Genomic DNA, 25396 nt, shown 5'->3' on the forward strand with positions numbered 1-25396 from the left:
CATGGAAAACTATATAGCAATATCTAAAAACTCAAAGGAGATTTTAAACTCTGCACATTTACTTCAAAGTGTAGAAGTTAATGCTTTAATCTCAGGTGAAGCAGGAGTTGGTAAAAAATCTCTTGCTAAATATATATTACCAAAAGCTCCTCTATTTAAGGCAAAAAATCTTCAACAAGATATCGCTGATAATATTATCAATCTACAAAACTGTTCAATAATTATTGATAAAATTGAAAATATTACTAATATCGATTTACTAATTAATTGGGTAAACGAAAATGGTATTAGAGTTGTTGCTACAACAATGAAAGATGATTTAAATACGAAATTAGAAGAACTTTTTTCTATTACTATAGAGCTACCCCCTTTAAAAGATAGAGAAGAAGATGTAAAAGCTTTAACATCTAAGTTTTCTAAAGAAGCAAGTAGCACATTAGATTTAGATTTAATAGTACCTTCTAGATTAATGATAAATATTTCAAATAATGCACACAGTTTAAGAAAATCTATATATTTTTCATACCTTTTTGAAACTATTGGTGAAGATGAAATTTTAATGTTTATGGAAAACTATATGTTCTCAAATATGGAAGGGGAAAACTCATATAAAGATTTTCTATATTTATTAGAAGTACCTATGTTAAAAGCTGCTACAAAAAAATATAAATCACAAGTACAAATGGCAAAACATTTAGGGCTAAATAGAATCACTCTTCGAAAAAAATTAGACAGTCACAAGGAATTTTTAGATGGTTAGTGAACTAAATATTGAAATTGAAGAACTTATATCTCAAGGAGCACAAGATTTTGAAATCTCAAAAATTTTTAGAAATTATTTTAAAAAATATGTAGACTCTATTGATACTACCCTTGAAACTACAGGTGGAAAAGACTTCTTTGTTCAACATACAAAACACACTGATAAATTTTTAATCGCTTTATACAAATATATACTAAGAAAACATTTTAAAAACTACCAACCAATGAGTACCTCAATACCTATTACATTAATTGCCTTAGGAAGTTATGGAAGGGAACAATTATGTATCTACTCAGATGTAGATTTAATGCTTTTATATGAAGATGTTCCAGGTTATAACTTAAGAGCTATTATGGAAGATTTTATTACATTAGCTTGGGATTGTGGATTAAAACTTGGTTCAAGAGTTCATGAATTAAAAGATATTGCAGAGAGTGTAAAAGAGGATATTACAATTAAAACCTCTATTATTGAATCAAGAATGATTTATGGTTCAAAATATCTTTGGTATGGATATGAAAATGTATTAAAAAAGATAAAAGAAACAGATCAAAAAGAGTTTGTATTAGAAAAACTTGAGGAGCATAAACAAAGACTTCAAAAATTCCCACTTAAAATGGAACCAAATATTAAAGATGGTTATGGTGGAATGAGAGAATCTAATATGGTATTTTGGATGGCAACAGTTATCCATGGAGTTTATGATACAAAAGAACTAATTGGCCAAGAGTTTACAGAAGATGAATATAAAAAATATAGAGCAGCTTTAGAGTATATTTTTCAAGTAAGAAATGCATTACATAATATTTCAAAGAAAAAACTTGATGTTGTAAATTTTGATGTCTTACCAGAACTTAGTACAAAACTAGGTTTTAATCATACTCCTCGTTTAACAAAAGAGCGTCAGTGTATGTCTAAAATCACTGAATCTTTACATAGAATTCACCATTTTTCATGCACCATGGTTAAAAAATTTACAAGACAGGTTTTATTTGAAAAAGAGAATATATCTAAACTTAAAAAATATAGATTTAAAAAAAATCTTTATATTATTGATGATAAATTATACTGTTCTTTTTCAAATAAACCAAAAACCTTAAATGCCTTAATTAAAGAGTTTATTGAACTTCCAGATACGATAAAAGCTTTTGATAGATCATATCTTTATTATGTAAGCAGAACTAAGATTCCAAGTAAACAAACTAAAGAGTTAAAAAAGAATATAAAAACACTATTATACAAACCAAATTTATATCCACTTATAAAAATGATTTATAATGGTAGGCTTTTCCAAGCAATTTTACCAATTGGGAAAAAGATTGTAAATCAACCACAATTTGATGGATACCACCAACACCCCGTTGATATACATTCAATAAAAACATTAAAAAAACTTGAAGAGATTAAAGACCCTTATGTTCAAGAAGTTTATGACTCAATGGATGAAAAAGATAGAGCTTTAGTTCGGCTTGTTGCTTTACTACATGATGTGGGGAAAGGAAGAGTTGTAGACCATCATATTGCAGGGGAAAAACTATTTAAAAATATGACTAAAGCCTTTGATTTTGATCCTATTCATATTCAAAGGGGTGCAGTACTAGTAAGATACCATAATATGATGAGTAAAGTTGCAACTAGCAAAGATATTTATTCTGAAAAAGTGATTCTTGCCTTTACTGCATTATTAGAAGATGAGCTAACTCTAAAGATGCTTTATGTTGTTACATATGCTGATATTTCTGCTGTTGGAGATAGTGTATATAAAAGTGCAACCTCTTCACTTTTAAGACAATTATATCTTCAATCTTTACCTGCTTTTGAAAATAAAAGTTTATTAAATGAAAATGTAAGAAGACACAAAAAAGAAGAAACAATTAAAAAATTAAAAAGATATAAAGAGTTGTCTCAAATTAAGAAGAAAAAACTTATGTATATCTCTTCAAATCAAATTTTCTTACAACTTAGAGCAAGTGAAATTATGGATATTGCCCTTGATGCATATGAGGTAAAAGATTTTAAATATGAGATAGATAATACAAAAAATCTAAGAATAAAAATTATTAGAGCAATACCTCTAAACTTAGGTTACATGCTTGGTAAATTAGAGTTTTTAAATATCTCTACATTAAATATTTTCAAACTTTATGATGATAAAAAATACTTTGAAATTAGGTTTGATGAAGGGGTTGATGAAGGTGATTTAATCTATATAGATAGTGTTATAAAAGATTCATTTGATATGACTAGAAAAACAAAACTTTTATCACCTGAAATAAAAAAAGAAAATATCACTATTGATTGTAATCACTCAGCATATCTTGCTTCGATGCATGTAGTTGCAAAGGATCAAAAAGGTCTTTTTGCTTATATTGCAAAAGTGTTTGATGACTTTGAAGTTGAAATTGAAAGTGCAAAATTAAGCTCAATGAAAAAAGTAGCAAATGATTTATTCCTTATTGAAAAAAATGGAAACTTCTGCGCAAACCAAGATAAAATCATAGAATCCCTTTGCAGTAAAAAATAATCTTAAAACAATTAAGTAAATAACTTAATTATTTATTAAGATTTGTGCCATTATAATTTGATTAAAGGACATCAAGCTACTTTAGATGTCCTTTAAAAGGATGTGTGGTGAAGATGCAGCAAGCTTTTGGGGCAAAAGTTACTACTTTAAAGTTCGAAAATAAAATCGCAACATATGCTGTATTTTTAAAAAAGACAGCAAATAGAGATCAAAAAATATCACTATTTAACAATTTAAAAAAATTAGTGTCAACTGAAATATGGACAAATGAGAATATTGATTTTATTATTATTGAATTAACTTTAAGTAAAAAAAAGTATATTCAAAATAATAATCTAATCTCCTATATTGGCGAGGTACAAATTGATTTAAATAAGTTAAATAGATTAATGACAGGAGACTTCTCTTTAGCTGAAATATAAAAAGGATATACAATGAGCGTAGGACAAGAACTCTTAGATGTACCATTACCACAGATGGTATCTGACTTAGCAATGGGTGTAGCTACAGCACAAGAAGCTTTAGACAACAATTCACTACAAACAACATTAGAACTTGCAAAACCAGAAAATGCCATTAGTTTTGTTCCAAAAATTGTTGGAACAATTAATCCTGATACGGGAGAATCAAATATAACTCAAGTAGAAGCAAAAGATATCCCACTTATTGCTTTTATACGACCGACATGGTATCAATTCTCTGAAACAACTATTGAAGTTTCTATGGATATAAAAACTTCAATGCAAAAGGAAACTAATGTAAAAGTTGGTTTTAAAGCAAAAGCTGGATGGGGTCCATTTTCTGCTTCCATAAAAACAGATGTAGAGCATAATAGAAAGTTTGGTAAAGAAGTACATGGGACAAGTAAACTTACTGTAAAAATGGTTCCAGTACCTCCACCACCTTTATTATTGCCAGAGGTTGATATACAGGTTTTACAACCGGCTAATCCAACACCACCTGTTAATTAATAGTTTTATTCATAGTAGAATTTTCTACTATGAATTAAAACCTTAAACATAGATATAAGGAATATATCATGCCTATACCAAAAGAATATAAAGAGATATCAGCAAGCTTATCTGATTTTGTGGAAGAGATGTCTTTAGCTATTGCTCAATCTAAAAAAAGCTTAGATGAAAGTTCATTAAATACATTAAAAGAATTAGCGAAAACTGATATTGAAATCCCAATTTTGAAACAAGAAATAACTCAAAATGGTGTAAAAGATAAGATTTCATATGTAAAAGTTTCAGCTTTATCTTTAGGTATGAAACCAACTTTTTATGAATTTAGTGAAACAAAAATAGAAGTTTCAATGGATTTAAGTGTAGCAGAGGAAGTAACTTCAACAACAAATACTAAAAAGAAAAAATTGTTTGTTAATACAAAAGATATAAAAAATGAAAGGCGATTTGAATCAAATCTGAATGCTTTTAGTAAATTATCTATAACAATGGTACCAGTACCAGCACCTAATAATATACCTGAGATAATCCAAGAATATGAAAACAAATGATTTCTTTGAAATAGTTTCAGATTCTTTATTAGATGCCTATAAGATTAACAAAAAAATTGAGAAGGATAAGCTTTTAATAAAAGATATTGAGTTAGAAATTAGTTTCTCTCCTGATTCTGAACTTAAAAATATATCTTTAGCAAAGTTGGAAAATAAATTTATGGATAAATATAAAGAGACAAGCTACTTTAATATTTGTATAAAAGCATCTGCAAAAAGGAAATAAAATGCCAAATTTTGAGAAAATTACGGAGATAGAAAGAAAACTTAATACAATTGATAAAAAGCAATTGCAAAGTTTTAAACAAAGTTACAAAATTCAGGAAACAAAAGCTACAAAATTAAGCGATGAAAATAAAACCTTGAAAATGGAAGTCAAAAATATAGAAAAGGAAAAAGTAAATCTTCAAAAACTTTTAGAAAAGCAAGAGATTCAACTAAGACAATTTGAAGAGTTAAAAAGAATCAAGCCTTTATACCAAAATGATTTCAATAATTTCATAGCTAGCTCAGTAAAAGCACTTCAAAATAATCTAGAATCAGATGATGATAGTGATTATGAATTTATGATTAGGGATGTACAAATTGAAGCTCTTGTTTCCACAGAAAATAGAAATGGAAAATTATCATATGTGATTCCTACTTCTACTCAGTTAAAAGAGATTGATGGCAATAAATTACAAAGATTGAAATACTCTTTAAGTGTTGTACCAAAAAGTAGATAGTTTTATAAAGGAGAAGAAAAGTTTAATTCTTCTCCAAAGTAAATTGATTATTAACTTTCTAAAGCCATTTTAGAAGCTAATTTAAAATCTGTTTTTCCACTTCCTAATTTTGGAACATTTTTAACAATTTTATAAACACTTGGTATCATTAAATTATTATCAAATTCATCTTTTATCTTCTTTTTCAAACTAAATAGTTCTTCTTCATTTATGTTTGAAATTAAAGCAACAATTTTTTCACCTTTTTTTTCATCTTTAATTGAGGTTGTAACAACATCAATCTCATCATTTGGTAAAACTCTTCTAATATTCTCTTCAACTGCTCCAAGACTAACCATTTCTCCGCCAAGTTTTGCAAACCTTGAATACCTATCAACAATAGTTAAAAAACCATCCTCATCAAGTCTGCCTTTATCACCTGTTATATAATAAGTTTTACCATCTAATTTTTTTAATACCTCTTTTGTTTTTTCCTTATCTTTTAAATACCCTTTCATAACCTGAACACCAGAAATTAAAATCATCCCCTCTTCATTTGTTTCAAGCTCTTTAAAAGTATCTGGGTCTACTATTTTAAATGTTGTTCCAGGGATTGGCATACCTACAGTTCCATTTTTATGTCCAATTTGAACTGTTCCATCAGGAGCTTTTACTTCTGGAAGATTACATGAAGCCACAGGTGTAGTTTCAGTTACCCCATACCCCTCTAAAATCTCTTTTTCAAATTTTGTTGTAAAATCTTCCCTAACCTTTGATGATAGTTTTTCAGCTCCTGCAACTACAAGCCTAAGACTAGTAAACATCTCTTTTTTAAGTTTTGCATTTTTTGTATAAAGCCTAAAAAAAGTAGAAGTTCCGAGTATAATTGTCCCTTTATATTTTTCTACTAACTTACCAATTGCATAACCATCAGTTGGGTCAGGATGGGATACACATCTAATCCCTTCAATAAGAGGTAAGAAAAGGGTTACAACTGTTCCAAAAGCGTGAAAAAATGGTAAAGAACCAACAAAAACATCTTCATCATTTACATTTATAATTGCAGCAATTTGTTGACAATTTCCAACAACATTTTGGTGGCTTAATTCAATCCCTTTAGGAATACCTTCACTTCCACTAGAAAACATTATTAAAGCTGTGTCATCTTTTTTAGTTCTTTTTATATGCAAATCTTTTAGTAAAAAAGTAGGTAAAATAATTACACTTAAAAGAGTTAATAAACCTTTAACTTTTGTAATTTGACTTTTCATATCTTCAACATATAAAATCTCACATATATCCAATACCTCATCAATATCAACACCTTTTTCTTTTAATTTAACTATAAACTTTTTAGAGGTGATTATTGTTTGAATTTCTGCTTTTTTAACACTTTCAACTAAAGCTTGTATTGATGCAGTAAAATTTAAATTTATCGCCGTTTTACCTAACATTAAAACTGATGTATTTAAAAAAGCTCCACCGGCACTTGCAGGGAGTAGAAGTCCAATATTTTGTCCTTTTACTTTTCTTTTCATAATATTTTTAAAAAGAATTGAAGCTGTTAAAAATTTATATGCTGTTAATTCAACTCCAGTTGAATCTGCAAAAATCAGGTCCCCTTTAATCTGTTTTAATCTATCAAATATCATTTCAGGAATAGTATCAAGAGTTTTAGTGTGTTCTTTCCATGAAACTGCAGATAAAGTTTTAACAGCTTTTTTAACCGTAACTACATTTGCTTTATCTTTCTTCATTGCCCTTGAAAAAGATACTGTAACACAATTAATTCTTTTACTTTTTTTATATTTTTTGTTTGCTCTACTAAACATAGACTCCCATAGTCCTCTAATATAAAAGGCTATTACAGGTACATCAGTTTTTGTTTGTTTCAAAATTAATTCAAAACCTCTTTTAAACTCGCCTAAATGTCCATTTCTAGTAATTCCACCCTCTGGAAAAAGTACAACTACACTTCCTTTATCAAGCTCTTTTGCTACTTTTTTAATGGTCTGTTTACTTGCATCATTAGATATAGGAATTGCTTTAAAAAGTTTTAAAAGCCAATTTAAATACCATTTTTCATAGATTGGTTTATGCATTACAAATTTTATCTGTCTTGGGCTACTCATTAAAATCACTGCCCAATCTATCCATGATACATGATTTCCTAAAAGTAAAACTCCACCTGAAGAGGGGATATGCTTAAGCCCTTGAACCTCTAAATTGTATTTTAATCCAACAATAAACTTCATAAATAATAAAACCAAAGATTGTGGCAACATATAAATGGTATATGCCATTCCTACTATTGTTATAAATAGTATTAAATATATTGTATTTAAAGGATCAAGATTGTTTAAAGACACAAATGTTGTGATACTAAGCATCAAAAACATTGCTAATGAATGAAACCAATTGTTCCCAGCTAAGATTGTCCCTAAATTTTTCTTTTTTGCATTAAATTGAATTAAAGAGTTTAAAGGGACTACAAAAAGTCCACCAAAAATACCAAAAGTTAAAAAGCAAAGAGCTAATAAAGTACCACTATCAACCAATGTAGAAAGATACATCATAACAGCCATACCAATAGCTGCAAGGGGAATTGTTCCTACTTCAATATAATGCCTTGATAGTTTAGAATATATAATTGAACCAATTGCAATACCAATTCCTGATGCTGCTATTACACCATTTATAACAAATACATCTGTTATATTTAAATATTGTTTTGCAAAGGATGGAAAAACAGCCATAAGACCTTGGGACACTCCCCAAAAAACCGATAAACCAATAACTGATAAAAATATTACATTATTTGAATAGATTATTTGAATATTTTTCTTTAAAATCTTCCCTTGAAGAAACGCCTTTCTTTCAAGCTCTAAACTTTCATTTTTTACATATAATGTTTTTAATCTTCTTAAAACAACTAAAGATACTAACATCTCTAAAAAAGCAACTGGAACAATATAATAAGTTAGTGGTAAAATTGCATCTAAGAGTTGCTCTTTTGTTTCTAAAACTTGTAAATTATTTGTATTATAAAAAGATTCAAATACAAAAGACCCACTTGCTATTGAAAATAAAATTGCTATTATTGATACTGCTTGTAAACTAGCATTTCCTTTTGCTAAGTTTTTCTTTCCCCAAATATCTATAATAATACCAAATTTAGCAGGGGAATAAATTGCGCTTTGAACTGCTAATAATACAAGATTTAACATAGCCAAATAGAAGTTTCCACTTAAATATGAAAATACCATTAAGACTGATAAAGAAAAAGATGAGATTGCTCCATAGATTAATATATTTTTTTTATTATATTTATCTGATAAATATCCACTTATTGTAAAAAGAAGTATAAAAGGGATAATTATCATTGCATTTATAACAGATATCCAAACAACTTGCTCACTTCCATCAAATATTTTAAAAGCAATATTTTGTAAAAAAACTTTATGTGCAACATCCACAATTACATTACAAAAAACAACAAATAAAAACGCTAATTTTATAATTAATAAATTACTTGATAACCTACTCATAATTAACTCTTTTTAAACTCAATAATTGTATGTCTGTTAAAAATATAAGGCTTAAAAGAGTTTAATATATTTAAAACTAAAACCTCTGGTAAAAAGCCAGTTTTTTCTAAAACCTTTGTACTAAGTTGCCTTTCAAGTAAAGCTAATTTTTTACTTGTTTTTACATATTCATTTATAAGTTCATTAGCAATTTCATAACCTCTTAACTCTTCATATACTTTTAAAACTTCAACTTCTGTTTTGAAATATATATCTTTATTATCAACTAAATCTAAATCAATCGCTTCTTTTATAATCTCTTCATCTAAATCTTTTTTTGAAATTGGATTTTTAATCTCACTTGATAACATCTCAATCGATTGTAATATAAGTTCAGACCTTTCATCAAAATTTATATTATAGTAATCAAAAAGCTCTTTTATATAGTCAATAGAGAAACTAAGATTATCTTTAAAATATTTAATCATATTCAAAACAGATACAGTAATCTCAGGATAATATTTCATATTTCTTGAAGTATTTACAGTATTTGGAAGTAAGCCTTTTTTACTATAAAATGATATAGTATGGTTAGAAAGATTAGTTTCTTCTACCAACTCACTCATCTTATAATATGGTTTTTCATCAATAATTTTCATCTTTAATCCCTAAAAGTGAAGAGTTATACTCCTTACTTTTGAAATTATAGAGAAATTTAAAATGAAAAACAAGAGTATTACTCTTTAGTTTTTGCTTATGTAACTGTTTAGTAATTTATAGTTTTAGCCTAAGCGTTACTAAACTCTTTTATCATTGCTAAAACTTCTGATTTAGTTGCAGCATCTTCTCTAGCAATAAGTCCTTTTTCTAGAGTTTTTAGTTTTGTTAATGCTGTATCTATTCTTTCTAAGAATTCTTGTGTAGGGTTTTCTTCAGTTTTTGTATCGTTTTGTTTTAAATTACCTTCTTCTGATTTTACGATAGCTTGCCCGTTAACTCTTTTTTCCATAGCAGCTACTTCTTTTTCAATTTTACTTAATAACTTTTCAATCTCATCTTCATTGTAGTTTCCATCTTTTATTTCTTCTTTTAACTTTCTAAGAAGCTCTTGTAAAGATTCAAGTTCAGAAACGGTAAAACCTGTTTTAATTAAAGAGAATATATCTTCAACCATAGCCCTTAGCTTTTCTATATCTTCTTTTTCATTTTTTTTAGAGTTTATATTATTGTTTTTTTCATCATCTTTATTTTCATTTTCCTGATAATTATTAAAAAAATTTAAAACCCTATTTAAAAAACTTATCATTTCTGATGCATCTCCACCAAATTTTCTTGCCCCCTCTTCAAGGTCATCGATTTCGCCTTTAAAATAGTTTTTTATATTTGCCAAAGTTGAAAACTCTTTTTTTGGATTCTTTTCATGATTTCCTGGAACTATATTTCCATTTTCATCTTCCATAAGTCCACTTCCAAAAGAAGACCATAAATTGGCACTTAATTTCATATATTCACTTACATCTAAATTTGATAGAAATTTAACAAATTCATGTTTTAAATCTGCATCTTTTGAAAAAACAGAATTTTCAAACCAGAAATCATCACCTGCTTTAAAACTATTATATCTTTGTAAACCCATACTGTATTTTTCATCTATTATAGAACTATCCTCTAAAGAATTTTTATATGAAGTTAAAATATTTTTATAGGCATTTGCATAAGGCATTGCTTGCTCTTTACCCACCACACCTGAAAGTGCTATATGGGAGTTTGACATTGTTGAAAAGAAAAAATCAAATTCAGTAGCAGTCATATTTTTAAAATATTCACTTGTATTAACATCATCTAATCCATAATTAATATAACCGTTTTCTACATCTACGCTATAACTTGCTTTTAATTCCATCCCTGAAAGATATCTACTAGCCCCCATACTCATATCAAAAGAGAAAGTTAAAATTTCACTTTTTGACATAGTTGAAGTTGTTTCAAATACCGCTTTTTGCATATCTATATCTCCAAATGAAGCAGCCATCCCAAAAGCTATAGATTTTTCAAATCCAGACTCTTCACCAATAAGCTTTAAATGAGCACTTTTTTCATCATCACTTAAACTATTGAAATACTCAAAATCAAATAAATCAACTTTTTCAGACGTTGAAGGCTCATCTTTTTTATTAGATGTTTCAGCTAGTGTTTGTTGAAAACTATTTGTTTCATTTTGAGACTTAGCAACTTTTCTATAACTTATACTTTCATAGCTACTATATGATACGTGTGTTGATGAAACTGTCATAATATCTCCTATATTTATATTGTAAGTTGTTTTGTAGTTCTAGTATAACTATTTAATATTGCATTATTTTCTTCAATTCTTTTTGCATACAATTCTTTTATCTCATCCATATTTTCAAATACTTTATTCATATTAATTGCACCAGTCCATGACTTTTTTGTTTCTTCATAATATTCTCTAAATCTATCAAAATCTGAAAATAATTTATCTTTTGTAGTAAATGTATCAGTGGAATGATTTGAATTATCTATTAAGGTATTATTTTCTAAATCTAATATGATTTTATCACCATTATTATGAATATGTTCAGACATCTCCATAAGAGAAACCATTGCCAGAGTAAAAAAATAATCATCTTTTTTAGTATCTTTTTTAGCGTCTAATTCATTATCAAAATAGATTTTATTTAATATATCATCATTTGTTAATTGAGATAAAGCCATTAAACCTGATGCTTTGCCAATTTTTTCTGAATCTGCATTAAATATCACTTCTAAAGAGCTGTAAGTCATCTTTTTATAATCTTCATAAGCAATATCTGCTGGTTGCAAGTTTTCAATATCATTATAATTGGTTGATAAACTATTTAAAATATTTTGCACATCATGAGGATCTATAGTACTTGTACTACCTGAAAAATCTGTTCTTTGTTCATATATAGTTTCAATTCTCTTATTAATATTTTCTAAAGAATAATAAGTTTTTGAAACAATTTCTTTTTGATTATAATTAGAAGTTTTGTTAGTCTTTGTTACTTCAGATATCATATTTATATAGCTAGTCCCAACATTCATATCCAAACTCCTTATTTATTCATATGAAATTATAACACTAGAAAAACTCTTAATCACATTTTTTTCTACCACAAAAAATTATATTTTTTTTAAATTTTAAAAGAAACACTAAAAATACGTAGATAAAAGAATATAATAAAATTTTATACTTTTAAAAAAGAGTAGAATTTGTGACAGAGGGTGTGACAGATAAAAATTCTATTAAACTGATTACTTTAAAAAACAGGTGTTAATTTAAATCCTTGAGGAGGAACAGCTTCTATTAATTTATGCTCCAATTTTGCCCTTAACCTGTAAACTAAAGTTCTAATTGCACCATTTGTTACTTGTGATTGAGGCCAGATAATATATTCAATCTCATAAAAAGAAACAGGACTTCCCTTTGCTTCAACAAGTATACTTAATAGTTTTCTCTCTTTTACACTAAGTTTTATTGGAGTTGTTTTAAAAAAAAGTGATTGAGTTTCCATATCAAAATAGTAATCAAATCCTAAAGGGGTACATCTTTTATCTATAATTAATTGATTTAATCTATTTATTTTAAACATTGCCAATAATAAAGCTGATTTTAGTTCATTTTTATTAATTGGTTTTAAAAGATAACTTATTGGGTTTGTTTCAATTGCCCTTGTCATGGTTTCATCATCATCACAAGTAGTAAGATAAATAATAGGTATATTTTTTAATTTCTGTATCTCTTTTGCAAGCTCAATTCCATCTTCTCCATTTTCTAAATTTATGCCCATAGTAATAATATCGGGGAATTTCATATCTATTACTTTAAGAGTATCTGTGTAGTTTGAAACGATGTTAATAACTTCATAACCAAACCCAAGAATAGTATTTTTTATATTAATAGCTTCTGCATTTTCTTTTTCTACAATTAAAATCTTTGCTTTATTCATATTAGACCTAAAAAAATATAATAAAATTATAGTAAAATAATCTTATTCTTTATACTTTAGATTTTTAAAATTCTAAAAATCATAATCTAGACACTAAAGAATAGAGTCTTAAAATTAAAAAAAGTTAAAACTGTGACTGTAGTTGTGACACTCTTTAGGTATACTTTTCTTGTTTACAATATTAAAATGTTAAAAGGCTTTTTAAATGCAAATTAAATCATCACTAGATAGCTTGAATAAAAACTCCTTTAAGGCACAAAATAATAATGAAAGATTAGAAAACTCCTCTTTTCATAAACTTCTAATTAAAGAAAATTCACAAAATAATATTCATAAAGAAGTTCCTGTTCATCTAGAAAAATATGATGATTCAAAACTAACTCAAGAGCAATTTGATAAGTTAATAGATAAACTTGATTTAAATTATTTAACCCAAGATGAAAAAGAGCTTTATAAATCAATCATTGATAATGGATACATTAGCAATGAAGAGATAAAAGGTTTATCCTATGAAGAGATGAAAACCTTAGGTAAATTTGTTTTCAAAAAGGATGAATCAGGTGAATATATAGATGAAACCCTTTTAAATAGTGATATAAAAGCTGGAACTCTTTTAAGTACTGCCGTTATTAGTGACAATGATGAGTTTAATGAATCTGTATTTAAAATGGTTGAAAACCTTGAAAAAGATGAAGATATTACAAGCTTCATGTACTTAATTACTGGAACATTCCACAGTAATAAGCTTATTGCATTTCCCCAATTACAAGAAATAGACTACAAAGGTAAGGATATTAAAGAGTTTTTAGAGGATAAAATTTCTACTTTTGAGGGTATGCTTGAAGTTTCTGCAAATAATGAGCTAAGTAAAGTACTTAAAGGTGTTATCAATCAATTTGATGACTTATTAAGTCTTTTTAATAGTATCTCAAAAAATAAAGATGAACCAACTACAAAGAGTTCTTATGAAGTAGATATTACCCAAAAACTTATAGATGATTTAATCTCTTTAATGGAAACAGGATTAACTAAAACTGAACTTGAATCCATAGAAAAACTAATGAATCAAATAAAAGAAAAAATAGAAGATTCAAAAGAAAAAAAAGTATCAGAGGATAAAATAAAAGAACTTATTAAAGAGCTTGAAGACAAAATAAAACAGATACAAAAAAGAGTGATAGGTAATGATAAGATTGAAATTGAAAAGGACTCAAAAAATATAAAGGATGATGAGTTATCAGTAAATATGCAAGAGTTCAAATCAATTCTACAAAGTCTGAAAATTGCCCTTGAAGAAACGAAAGAAAAGGCTGCAAATAAAACCAATCCTCTTTCTAGTCATGAAGAGTTGAGATTAAGAGAACAACTTAATCAAAACTAATAATGGGTAAAAGTTTACCCATTATATTGCTATATTTATCTATTAATCATCTTCAAGTTAAACAAATACTTTTCTAAGTACTGAAACCCTAGACAAAATTAAAAAGTCAAAGACTAAAACAGCTATTAAAGTAAGCCCTACTAATGGGAAAAATAAAGATACAGCTAGCATTAGAAACATTGCATTTTTCCAATGGGGTAAATTTTTTGGCATTGGTGGAGCAACTAGTTTAAATCCTGAACCCGTTGGTCTTCTTTTCCACCACATTATAAGTCCTGTGATACTTAAATCAATTACAGATAAACATATTATAGTATTTATAAGTAGATTCCAAATAGTCACTAAGCCCATATGTAAAGGAATAGATACAGCCATTGTCTTTCCAGCAAAAGAATAATCATCAAAGGTAACTTTTGCAAGAACTTTTCCCGTATACCTATCAATATGAACTGTTTTATCATCAAATGGATTTTTTGCATCACTATTCATGGTATCTTGATTTAAAGTCCATACTCCTGTTTCACCTTTAGGAAAAGAGACTCTATATCTTCCTTCAAAACCTAACCTTGTTGCTAATCTTTCAATACTATCTATATTTACTTTTTCACCTTTTAATGTTCCTTTTACCCCTTCTTTTGAACCTGAAGCTGGTAATGGGGTATGTTCAATAGCCCATGGCATTCCTTCACTAGGACCATGATTTAAAGAAGCATGAGTTTTATCTGATAAAGGGATTTTATCCCATTTTTGAGCAGGGAAAGTACTCCAAGCTTGAACTAACTTTGCACCCCAAACTCCAGTCCAAGACATTCCAGAAAGTAAAAATAAAAAGAGAAAAATAGTAACATAAGCTCCTAAAACTGAGTGAAAGTTCTTAAAAAACTCCCTACCTTTTAAAGAAAAATCAAAAGCTAATACTTTATTTATTTTTTTACCTCGAGGCCACCAAAGATATAAACCAGTAATAATTAAAATAATAGCAAAACCAGCAGCAATTTCTAATATCCTATCTCCAGTTTTGCCTATAAGTAAATCACTATGGATATTGTCTGCTAAGTCATACCAACCTTGCCTTCTTTTCCAGTCTTTTACAATCTCTCCTGTATAAGGATTTACTGCAACCATTGTTTGAGAACCATCTTTTAACTTCAATCTAAAAACATTTACTCTATCTTTTTTAGGAGCCATAATTAGTTCTACTAAAGTAGAATTAGAAATTGTACTTTGAGCAAGTTTTGACTGTTTTTCTAAACTAATCATAACAGCATCTTGAGGGACAGGAACAATTACTCTTTCACCATCTCGTCCATCAAAGAAACCTATATACATCATCATAATACCAGTTATAGCCAAAATAAGCATAAAAGGGACTACAAAAACACCAGCATAAAAATGCCATCTCCATACCGCTTTATAAAAAACACTATCTTTGTTTTCTATATCTTTTTTTTGATTTAATTTCATCTGCACATCCAATTAAGAAAATAACTGGAGAGTTTATAAAAAAAGTGTTAATTATCTATTAATTAAAACTTTCTTTATAGAATCAAAAGAGAAGATAACTAAAGCAAACCAAATTAAAATAAAAGTGATTAACTTATCATTATTAAAATCTTCATTGTAAATAAAAATTGCCAATAAAAAAGAAGCTGTTGGACCAATATATTGAAAAAAACCTAAGGTTGTAAGTCTTATTCTAATTGCAGCACTATTAAAAAGCAAAAGAGGTATTACAGTTACAAATCCGGCTAAAAATAACATAAAAGATATATATGAAGAACTATTTTGAATAAATGATAAATTTCCATATAGATATAAATATATTAAATATCCAATAGCAAAAGGGAATAAAAGTAAAACCTCAACAAACAATCCAACTTGAGAAGAAACATTTATTTTCTTTCTAAGAAGTCCATAAAATGCAAAACTAAAAGCAAGAGAAAAGGCAATATATGGAATATGTCCTAAGGTTAAAAGTTGATAAATTACAGCTAATAAAGCAATAAAAATAGCAAAATATTGACTTATACTTACTCTCTCACTAAAAAAGAAATAACCAAATACAACATTTACTAAAGGATTAATATAATATCCCAAAGATGTTTCTAAGATTTTACCATTTGACACTGCCCAAATAAAAATAAGCCAATTAATTGATACAAAAAAAGTTGAGGCTAAAAGATATTTTATTTTTCTCATATCCTTTATGGTAGTAAAAAACAAACCTATCTCTTTTTTATAAAAAATCAATGGCAAAAGGATAAAAACAGAAAAAACAATTCTATATAATAAAACTTCTGTAGAGTCTATTGTTGCGACTTCTTTAAAATAAATTGGTGATAATCCACCCCAAAAAAGAAAAGCAAAAGTTGCATAAAAATAACCTTGAGCTTCTTTACTCAAAATAACTCCTTAAAAAAGGAATTATTTTATCCAAACTTCAATTATTAATATAGTAAAAAATTGCTCTTTTAAAAAAACTTCTTAATCTCTTCTGGATTTAGTAATTTTCCCGTACTTTTTACTTCACCATTGATAACAAGACCTGGTGTACTCATAACACCATATTCCATGATTTTTACCATATCTTCTACTTTTTCAACTTGTGCAAAAACTCCAGCTTGGGCAACTGCCTTTTTTGCATTCTCAGTCAATGCCTGACACTTTGAACAACCTGTTCCTAAAATCTCTATTTTCATTTTTTCTCCTATAAACTGCCTCAGATTACAAAGGGCTAAATTATTAATATTTCTTAAACTACCTAAAGCAATTTATTCTTTACAATATTGCATTAAAGATATAACCAATTAATATTATACCACTACCTATTATTGCAAAAAATATTGCAATTAATTTTATATGTAAAACTCTTTTTAAAATCATAGCTTCAGGAAGAGATAAAGCTGTAACTGCCATCATAAAAGATAAAGCACTTCCAAGTAACATCCCCTTTGAAGTTAAAACTTCAACAAGAGGCATAACACCTGCGGCACTTGAATACATAGGAATTCCTAAAACAACTGCTAAAGGAACAGTATACCAAGCATCCCCACCTGTATATTTTACTATGAAATCTGTAGGAACGTATCCATGAATAAAAGCACCTACTCCTACCCCTAAAATCACATAAATATAAATCTTTTTAAAAATATCCATTGTGTAATCCCAAGCTTCTTTTATCCTTGATTTTGAATCAAAACTAATCTCAGGATTTTCACAACACCCTTCCATAGGTTTTACATCAATTAGTACATATTTTTCTGCATTTGTTTTACCAATTAAATATCCACCAATAATCGCAATTAAAAGTCCAAATCCTATATAAAGAGCTGTTATTTTCCAACCAAAAAGACCAAATAACATTGCTATTGCTATTTCATTGTTTAATGGTGCAGAGATTAAGAAAGAAAAAGTTACCCCAATAGGGATTCTAGCTTGTAAAAACCCTAAAAATAAAGGAATTGCAGAACATGTACAAAAAGGGGTAATTATTCCAAAAAGTGAGGCTAGGATATTACCTGTAAACTGCGATTTTCCTTGCAAATAAGCTCTTACTTTTTCAACATTAAACCAAGTTCTTAAGTATGAAACTGCAAAAATAATAGTAATTAGAAGTATAAAAATCTTAACTGTATCATAAATAAAAAAATGTATTGCACTACCCATAGTAGTATTTGCATCTAATGCAAATACACCATAAACTAAATAATCAACAATTTTTTCCCACCATGAAAACATCAGTTATCCTTTTTTAGTTCTTGTAGAAATTCTACAGCGTTATCACCCCTTAGAAAATCTGCAACTTTTAATAAGCCATCACTTAAATATCTAACATTATAACCTTTTGTTTTAAGATAAATTCTTGCAATATTTGCTCTATCATTATGTGGACAAGCAGTTATAATTAATTTATCTTTTGGTAATTCATCAAGTCTATTTGGTAATTCATTTAATGGAATATTTTTTGAAAATGGCATATTCCATACTTCATACTCCTCTTTAAATCTAATATCAATAAGGACGGCCTCTTTTTCTTCAAGTAAAACCAGCATCTCTGCTGTTTTTACCTTCATTTTTGTTCGCTCCTTTAAATCAAAAGATTTAACATACTCTTCTAAGTTTAATGGTTTTAATTCACTAGCTATTAATGATGATACTAAAGATGTTAATGTTAGCATCAGTACAATTGTTTTTTTCATAATTTGCTCTTTTCGTCTTATAGACCAAGTTCTTCTTTTACCTTTGGAAGTAAAGTTTCATATATTTCATTATATGTTGTTTCAAAGGCATCAAAACCTTTTCCATCTGGATCTTCAAATCCAACATGAATAACTTTTACTGCTTTTGGGAACATTGGACAAGTTTCATTTGCATGGTCACAAACAGTTACGACCAAATCGTATTGATTATCTATTACTTTATCAATAGTTTTTGAATGATATTCATCCTTCCAAATTCCCTTTTGCTCCAATAATTTTTGAGCATTTGGATTAACTCTTCCACTTGCTTTTACACCACTACTATCACTTACTGCACCCTCAACAAAAGCATTTATTTGTGCTTCTGCAATAATACTTCTACAAGAATTTCCTGTACATAAAATCAATACTTTTTTCATAATATTCCTTTTTAAATTAATGTTAATAACACAATAAATAATACTGGTGGCGTTACTATAAGACCAAATTTACTATATTGCCAGAAACCAATTTTTACACCCTTTTGACTTAGAACATGAAGCCAAAGTAGAGTCGCTAAAGAACCAAATGGTGTCATTTTAGGACCTAAGTTACATCCAATTATATTTGCATAGGCTAAAGCTTCATTTGGTATATCTTTCATTGCAATATCCATAACCATAATCGTTGGCATATTGTTCATAATTGCACTTAATACAGCACTTAAGAAACCAGTTCCTATAATGGCAATTGCATCACCTCTTTGAACTAAATCATTTAAAATTAATGTTAAATAATCTGTTAAACCTTCATTTTTTAATCCATATACAACTATATATAATCCAATAGAGAACCAAACAACCTGCCAAGGAGCTGTTTTAATTATCTCTTTTGCATTGGCATGTTTTGAAACACTTGCAATAATTAAGAAAAGTAATCCTCCCCCTAAAGCAAAAACAGAAACAGGTAAATCAAATCCATCACCAATAAAATATCCAGCTAATAAAAGTGCTAAAAATATCCATGAAAATTTAAATAGTGTTTTACTTTTTAGTACATCATCAGGATTTTTAAGTAAATTAACATCAACAGTTTTAGGGATATCATGTCTAAGAATCACCCATAAAACAATTATAGAAACAATAGTACTAACAATATATGGAATAATCATATTTGATAAATACTGCATAAATCCTATATCAAAATAGTTTGCCGTTACAATATTTGTAAGATTTGAAAATACAAAAGGAAGAGAGGCAGAATCACTAATAAATCCCCCTGCAAGTAAAAAGGCTAAAATTGTTTTTGCATTTAATTGTAAGATTCTCATTTTAGCAAGTAAAATTGGAGTTAAAATTAGTGCAGCTCCATCATTTGCGAAAAGTGCTGATACAAAACTTCCAAGTAATAAAGCATAAACAAACATCAAATGCCCATTTCCCCTTGATAACTTTGCCATTTTTATTGCACACCACTCAAAGAAACCAATCTCATCTAAAACCATTGATAAAATTATAATTCCAATAAATGCTAAAGTTGCATCCCATACAATATCTGTAACGATTAAAACATCATCTAAACTTACAACACCCACAATTAAAGCAATGATAGCTCCAATTACTGCAGTTGTTCCTATTTGTAAACCCTTTGGTTGCCAAATTACAAAAATAAGTGTTATCAAAAATATAGCACTTGCCAAAATCATTTTTTATTCTCCTATGTTTCTAATATATCAAGATATGTTGATATATTATCAAAGAAAGAGTAACTAAACAGTTACTCTTCTGCTAATTCATAAATTTCCGGTTTTAATGTATAAATAAAAGTATCAACTTCTATCTCATCATATCTTTCAACTGTAACTGGAGTCCGGACAAACTCTTCCCCTTCAAACTCATCTAAAAAATCCCAATGATTAATCAAGTTTGATGAATAAAAAAGATACCCATGTATAGTATCTCTATCAATATCAAGTCTAATTCCAGGGTATCCCATCCCTGCAGACCAACCAGCGTCTATTAATTTCCCTCTTACAGTTGCTGGCACAAACTTACCAACAATATTTTCCAAAACATGTCCATTTGGACAGTTTGGCATCAATGTTCCATATACAAAAAGTGTTTCAGTCAAGTGTAATTACTCCAATAGTAAATATATTATTAATAGAAGTTTTAATCCTCAAAATGATGTTTAAAAAAATTTTAGACGTACATTGTACTTCGAAATTTTTTTATATATTAGTTTGAGAGATGAAAAGTTAAACTTTAATCTCTCAAAACTATTGCAAAATTATAACTCTCTTTTAAACACTATCTTCAAGTATTTTTTTTCATTACCAATAGGTAATTTCAAAAAACTTCTTCTTGATATTGCTTAAAATAAAGTTACTATTAATAGCATATTTACTACTGGCGTAATTACTGACAAACCTTTACTAAATTTGGTAATTCAATATCTAAAGTCATAATCTCTTTTATAGCACCTTGACGAAACTCATCTAAAGGTGTTCGAATAGAGTAATATGCCCATCGACCAACTCTGTCAACCCTTAAAAAACCTGCTTCTTTTAAGATTTTTAAATGTCTTGAAAGTCTAGATTGAATCATATCAAAAGAGTTCTCTAAATCACATACACAACATTTACCATGGATATTTAAAAACTTGATTATCATTATTCTAGTTTCATCATTTAACGCTGAAACAGACTTTAAGAATATATCCATGTAAACTCCTTATTTAATATATTTGGAAGTATATCATAAAATTTTTAACATATCAACATATCTTGATATATTAGAATAAACTATGATATATGATTTCATTGAAAAATTTAGTATAATATATAATGAATTACAAAAATGAAAAACAATTATTAATTTTTATTCGGTTTGCCTTACCGATATTAGCTCTATTATTTACTATTGCTATCACAACTTTTTTATATATTGAGAAAAAAACAAAATTTAATAAATTAACAGAAGAGATTCAATCCACTTTTATAAAAAATAAAAAACAAACAATTAAAGAACAAATTGACAATCTTTATTATTATATTGTGTCTGAACAAAAAGACTTACAAGAAAATCTTGAAAAATCTCTTTCTTATGAGGTTAAACAAACTCACAAAATTGCAAAAAATATTTATTATAGATATAAACACAATCACTCAAAAGATGAAATAAAAGAGATGATAAAAGCTGCTATAAGAGAGATTAGATTTAACAATGATAGAGCTTACTTTTTTATTATTGATAAAGAGGGGAAAAATCAATTACATCCAATAATGCCAGAATTGGAGGGAAAAGATGTTTATAATACAAGAGATTCAAAAGGTTCTTATATTGTAAAAGAACCCCTTGAACTATTGAAAAAAAAGGATGAAATATTCTATAACTGGTACTGGGTAAAATCGCAAGAAGATAAGAAAGAGTATAAAAAAATAGGATTTATTAAAAACTTTCATGAATTAAATTGGGTTATTGGAACGGGCGAATACCTAGAAGAGTTTTCTAAAGATACTCAAGAAAAGATTTTAAAACAAATTGAAAAATTAAGATACGGAAAAAACAGTTATTTCATTGTAACTAACAAAGATGAAAAATATATAAGTCATGTAAATAAAAATTTGATTAATAAAGATGTTTTCAAAATTCTTGAAGAAACAAATACCACTGAATCAATAGATACAATAAAAAAAATATTAAAAACAAAAGAGGGATTTGTCACTTTAGACTTTTTTAAACCAAACTCTAATGTTGTATCTTCAAAAATAATCTACTTAAAAAATATTCCTAATTGGGGATGGACTATTAGTACAGGTTTTTATGTAGATGATGCTTCAAAAGCTATTGAGGATGAGAAGAAAAGAATTGAAAAAGAGTATCAAGAGAATTTAAAAAATCTACTTTTTATCTTTTTGATTTCAATTATTATCTTAGTTCCTCTATTCTTCTATATTTCATTTATAATTGAAAAGAAATTTAAAAAATATAAAGATAGTATTCAAGAACATATTGATGAAAATCAAAAACAATATAAACTATTGGCACAAAAAAGTAAATTAACTGCAATGGGAGAAATGTTAGCAAATATAGCCCATCAATGGAAACAACCTTTGTCTCTTATTACAACTTCTACAAGTAGTATAAAATTAAACAAAGAGTTAGGAATTAAAGATGATGAATTTTTATATAAATCAATTGATAATATTCAAATTAATGCTAATCACTTAGCTGAAACTATAAATGATTTTATGGACTTTTTTAGACCAGATAAGAATAAAAATAAATTTTTCATGAAAGATGTTATCGCTAAAACACTTAAACTTTTATCATCACAATTTCAAGCTAAAAAAATAGAAATAATACAACAAATACAAGATATCTCTATTATAAGCTATGAAAGGGAATTATTACAAGTTTTATTAAATATTATAAGTAATTCAAAAGATGCCATACTAGAAAATAGTATAGAAAATGGTTTGATTTTTATTGAAATATATAAGAATGAAAACAATGTAATAATTGAGATAAAAGACAATGCAAAAGGTATAAATGAGAATATAAAAGAGCGTATTTTTGAGCCATACTTTACTACAAAAAATAAAGCACAAGGAACAGGGATAGGTTTATATATGTCTCAAGAGATAATTACAAAACACATGAATGGTACAATTGAAGTGGATAATATCCAGTATGAGTATAACAAACAAATAGAAAAAGGTGCCATCTTTAAAATAACTCTTCCAATATCAAATTAGAAGAAATAGATGGGGAGTTTTCCCATCTATTTATTAAATATTATAAATCGTTTTTGATTTTTGCTTCTAAAGCTTCTGTTGTGAAACCAAAGTGTTCAAATAATTTTTCAGCTGGTGCACTTGCTCCAAATGTATCCATACCATAAACTACATCAGCAAACTTATAATATTCTAATCCTCTTGCTGCTTCAACTGCAAATACTTTTGTATTTGGTTTAATAATTGTATCAATATACTCTTTATCTTGCTCAATTAAAAGGTCAAAACAAGGAACAGAAACAACGTTTGCTTTAATACCTGCTTTTTCAAGATTACAAGCTGTTTGAAGTGCTAACATAACCTCAGACCCAGATGCCATAATAGTAACTGTCGCATCTTCTCTTTCTTTTAATAAATATCCACCATTTGAAACATTACCAAATGCTTTTTCTGGTTTTAATACTTCAAGATTTTGTCTTGAACATACAAATGCAGTTGGTGCATTCATTTTTAAAGCAACTTTCCAAGAATCAACATTTTCACTTGCATCAGCAGGTCTAAATGTATAGAAATTTGGTAAAGCTCTAAATTGAGATAAATGCTCAATTGGTTGGTGAGTTGGTCCATCTTCTCCAACACCAATAGAATCGTGTGTCCATACGAAGTGTTGTGGGATACCAGCTAATGCTGCAATTCTAGCACTTGGTTTTAAGTAATCTGAGAATACAAAGAATGTAGCTGAGAATACTCTAAATAAACCATATAAATTCATTGCATTTGTCATAGCTGCCATTGCATGTTCTTTAATACCAAAGTGGATATTTCTTCCATTTGGGAAATCACCCATATTTTCTAATTCAGTTTTATTTGAAGGAGCAAGGTCAGCAGAACCACCAATAAATCCTGGAACTGCTTTAGCAATTGCATTTAAGATTTTATGATTAGATGATCTTGTTGCTACAGATGAACCTGGTTCAAATGTTGGGAATTTAATAGCATCAAAATTTGGATTTTGAAGAGCTTCAATTTTTTCTTTTGCTTCAACAGATAAAGATGCATTCCATGCATTTTCAGCTTCAAGTCCAACGATTAATTTATCAAAAGAACCTTTAATATCATAAGGTACTACAAATTTCTCTTCTGGATTAAAACCAGCTTTTTTCTTAGAAGCTTTAATTTCATCTTCACCTAATGGAGCACCATGAGTATGATGACTTCCTTCTAACGTTGCTGCACCTTTTCCAATTGCTGTTTTAGCAATAATTAAAACAGGTTTATCACAAGATTTAGCAGTAACAATAGCTTTGTCTATTTGATCAAAATTATGCCCATCAATCTCTAATACTTCAAAATTAATTGCTTGGAATCTTTTCTTAACATTTTCAGACCAAGCAATTGAAGTATCACCTTCAATTGTAATATCATTTGAATCATAAATCACAATTAAATTATCTAATTCTAAGTGTCCTGCAGTTGCACAAGCTTCGTAAGAGATACCCTCTTGTAAATCTCCATCACCACAAAGGCAATAAACTTTATGATTGATAACATCTTTTCCTAAAGTATTTTGTGCATATTTTGCAGCCATTGCAAAACCAACTGCATTTGCAATACCCTGACCTAAAGGACCAGTTGTAATCTCTACACCATGTGTATGACTATATTCTGGGTGACCTGGAGTTTTAGAGTTATATTGTCTAAACTCTCTCATATCTGGGATACTAACATTAAATCCCCAAAGGTGTAAAAGTGAATATACTAAACCTGTAGCGTGGCCTCCAGAGAAAACTAATCTATCTCTGTTTAACCATTTTTCATTTGTTGGGTTTAAGTTCAAGTGTGAACTTAAAACTGTAGCAATATCAGCCATACCCATTGGTGCACCTGGGTGTCCTGAATTTGCTTGTTGAACCATATCAGCTGCTAAAAATCTAATTGTATCAGCTTGCTTTTGAAGTAATTGTTTTGACATAATGTTCCTAATTATCGAAGTTTTGTTCTTGTAAATTTTGTGGATTATAGCTAAAAATAGTTAAATAGTTTTTGAAGCAAATTTTTACAAAAGATTAA

General features: G+C 28.0%; 24 protein-coding genes. 9 read left to right on the forward strand and 15 right to left on the reverse strand.

The window, feature by feature from the left end; genetic code table 11:
- Position 1 precedes the first annotated feature (1 nt).
- The 7 genes from FDK22_RS08115 to FDK22_RS08145 all read left to right on the forward strand — a co-directional run bounded on the left by FDK22_RS08115 (position 2) and on the right by FDK22_RS08145 (position 5531).
- Positions 2-760, forward strand: coding sequence for a DNA-binding transcriptional response regulator (locus FDK22_RS08115; protein ID WP_138152420.1), 759 nt, complete (start codon positions 2-4; stop codon positions 758-760).
- Complete coding sequence (locus FDK22_RS08120) at positions 753-3287, forward strand: [protein-PII] uridylyltransferase family protein (protein WP_138152421.1); 2535 nt, start codon at positions 753-755, stop codon at positions 3285-3287. Before FDK22_RS08115 ends, FDK22_RS08120 begins: the two co-directional genes overlap by 8 nt.
- Positions 3288-3394: 107 nt before the next feature.
- Positions 3395-3709: a hypothetical protein gene (locus FDK22_RS08125; protein WP_138152422.1), complete on the forward strand. Its 315-nt coding sequence runs from the start codon at positions 3395-3397 to the stop codon at positions 3707-3709.
- A gap of 12 nt (positions 3710-3721) precedes the next feature.
- Positions 3722-4258: a DUF2589 domain-containing protein gene (locus FDK22_RS08130; protein WP_138152423.1), complete on the forward strand. Its 537-nt coding sequence runs from the start codon at positions 3722-3724 to the stop codon at positions 4256-4258.
- A 68-nt stretch (positions 4259-4326) separates the two neighbouring features.
- On the forward strand, positions 4327-4806 hold the full coding sequence (locus tag FDK22_RS08135) for a hypothetical protein (RefSeq protein WP_138152424.1): 480 nt from the start codon (positions 4327-4329) through the stop codon (positions 4804-4806).
- The gene (locus FDK22_RS08140) at positions 4793-5032 is read left to right on the forward strand and encodes a hypothetical protein (RefSeq protein ID WP_138152425.1); all 240 of its coding nucleotides are present in this window, start codon (positions 4793-4795) and stop codon (positions 5030-5032) included. Before FDK22_RS08135 ends, FDK22_RS08140 begins: the two co-directional genes overlap by 14 nt.
- 1 nt (position 5033) lies before the next feature.
- A complete protein-coding gene (locus FDK22_RS08145) occupies positions 5034-5531 on the forward strand; it encodes a hypothetical protein (RefSeq protein WP_138152426.1) in 498 nt (165 codons plus the stop codon).
- A gap of 50 nt (positions 5532-5581) precedes the next feature.
- Here the strand turns inward: FDK22_RS08145 and FDK22_RS08150 are convergent, their stop codons facing one another.
- The 5 genes from FDK22_RS08150 to FDK22_RS08170 all read right to left on the reverse strand — a co-directional run bounded on the left by FDK22_RS08150 (position 5582) and on the right by FDK22_RS08170 (position 13029).
- Positions 5582-9058: an acyl-[ACP]--phospholipid O-acyltransferase gene (locus tag FDK22_RS08150; protein ID WP_138152427.1), complete on the reverse strand. Its 3477-nt coding sequence runs from the start codon at positions 9056-9058 to the stop codon at positions 5582-5584.
- Positions 9059-9060: 2 nt separating this feature from the next.
- Positions 9061-9696, reverse strand: coding sequence for a MerR family transcriptional regulator (locus tag FDK22_RS08155; protein ID WP_138152428.1), 636 nt, complete (start codon positions 9694-9696; stop codon positions 9061-9063).
- Positions 9697-9824: 128 nt separating this feature from the next.
- The gene (locus tag FDK22_RS08160; protein ID WP_138152429.1) at positions 9825-11330 is read right to left on the reverse strand and encodes a hypothetical protein; all 1506 of its coding nucleotides are present in this window, start codon (positions 11328-11330) and stop codon (positions 9825-9827) included.
- Positions 11331-11344: 14 nt separating this feature from the next.
- Positions 11345-12124, reverse strand: a complete 780-nt coding sequence (locus FDK22_RS08165; protein ID WP_138152430.1) for a hypothetical protein — start codon at positions 12122-12124, stop codon at positions 11345-11347.
- Positions 12125-12339: 215 nt separating this feature from the next.
- Positions 12340-13029: a response regulator gene (locus FDK22_RS08170; RefSeq protein ID WP_138152431.1), complete on the reverse strand. Its 690-nt coding sequence runs from the start codon at positions 13027-13029 to the stop codon at positions 12340-12342.
- Positions 13030-13234: 205 nt separating this feature from the next.
- On the opposite strand from FDK22_RS08170, the gene FDK22_RS08175 reads away from it, so the two are divergent.
- Positions 13235-14410 (forward strand): hypothetical protein, encoded by a 1176-nt coding sequence (locus FDK22_RS08175; RefSeq protein ID WP_138152432.1) that lies wholly within the window; start codon positions 13235-13237, stop codon positions 14408-14410.
- 57 nt (positions 14411-14467) lie between these two features.
- On the opposite strand, the gene FDK22_RS08180 is transcribed toward FDK22_RS08175, so the two are convergent.
- From FDK22_RS08180 to FDK22_RS08220, 9 genes are all read right to left on the reverse strand, one after another.
- The gene (locus FDK22_RS08180) at positions 14468-15874 is read right to left on the reverse strand and encodes a PepSY-associated TM helix domain-containing protein (protein WP_138152433.1); all 1407 of its coding nucleotides are present in this window, start codon (positions 15872-15874) and stop codon (positions 14468-14470) included.
- Positions 15875-15925: 51 nt separating this feature from the next.
- Positions 15926-16813 (reverse strand): EamA family transporter RarD, encoded by an 888-nt coding sequence (gene rarD, locus FDK22_RS08185; protein ID WP_138152434.1) that lies wholly within the window; start codon positions 16811-16813, stop codon positions 15926-15928.
- Positions 16814-16881: 68 nt separating this feature from the next.
- Entirely contained in the window at positions 16882-17109 is a 228-nt protein-coding gene (locus FDK22_RS08190; RefSeq protein WP_138152435.1) for a thioredoxin family protein, read from the reverse strand.
- A gap of 79 nt (positions 17110-17188) precedes the next feature.
- On the reverse strand, positions 17189-18148 hold the full coding sequence (locus FDK22_RS08195; protein WP_138152436.1) for a permease: 960 nt from the start codon (positions 18146-18148) through the stop codon (positions 17189-17191).
- Positions 18148-18609, reverse strand: a complete 462-nt coding sequence (locus tag FDK22_RS08200) for a rhodanese-like domain-containing protein (protein ID WP_138152437.1) — start codon at positions 18607-18609, stop codon at positions 18148-18150. The genes FDK22_RS08195 and FDK22_RS08200 overlap by 1 nt, the downstream gene beginning before the upstream one ends.
- Before the next feature lie 17 nt (positions 18610-18626).
- A complete protein-coding gene (locus tag FDK22_RS08205; RefSeq protein ID WP_171012946.1) occupies positions 18627-19028 on the reverse strand; it encodes an arsenate reductase ArsC in 402 nt (133 codons plus the stop codon).
- A gap of 11 nt (positions 19029-19039) precedes the next feature.
- On the reverse strand, positions 19040-20293 hold the full coding sequence (locus FDK22_RS08210; RefSeq protein ID WP_138152439.1) for an arsenic transporter: 1254 nt from the start codon (positions 20291-20293) through the stop codon (positions 19040-19042).
- Between the two features lie 71 nt (positions 20294-20364).
- A complete protein-coding gene (locus FDK22_RS08215) occupies positions 20365-20718 on the reverse strand; it encodes a gamma-glutamylcyclotransferase family protein (protein ID WP_138152440.1) in 354 nt (117 codons plus the stop codon).
- 287 nt (positions 20719-21005) lie between these two features.
- Entirely contained in the window at positions 21006-21311 is a 306-nt protein-coding gene (locus FDK22_RS08220; protein WP_138152441.1) for an ArsR/SmtB family transcription factor, read from the reverse strand.
- A 122-nt stretch (positions 21312-21433) separates the two neighbouring features.
- Here FDK22_RS08220 and FDK22_RS08225 point away from each other — a divergent pair, with 122 nt between their 5' ends.
- Positions 21434-23347 carry a sensor histidine kinase gene (locus FDK22_RS08225; RefSeq protein ID WP_138152442.1) on the forward strand — a complete coding sequence of 638 codons (1914 nt, stop codon included), beginning with the start codon at positions 21434-21436 and terminating at the stop codon, positions 23345-23347.
- A 40-nt stretch (positions 23348-23387) separates the two neighbouring features.
- Here the strand turns inward: FDK22_RS08225 and tkt are convergent, their stop codons facing one another.
- Positions 23388-25298, reverse strand: a complete 1911-nt coding sequence (gene tkt / locus FDK22_RS08230; RefSeq protein ID WP_138152443.1) for a transketolase — start codon at positions 25296-25298, stop codon at positions 23388-23390.
- Positions 25299-25396: the final 98 nt, after the last annotated feature.

The organism is Arcobacter arenosus (assembly GCF_005771535.1).
Taxonomy (GTDB): Bacteria; Campylobacterota; Campylobacteria; order Campylobacterales; family Arcobacteraceae; genus Halarcobacter; species Halarcobacter arenosus.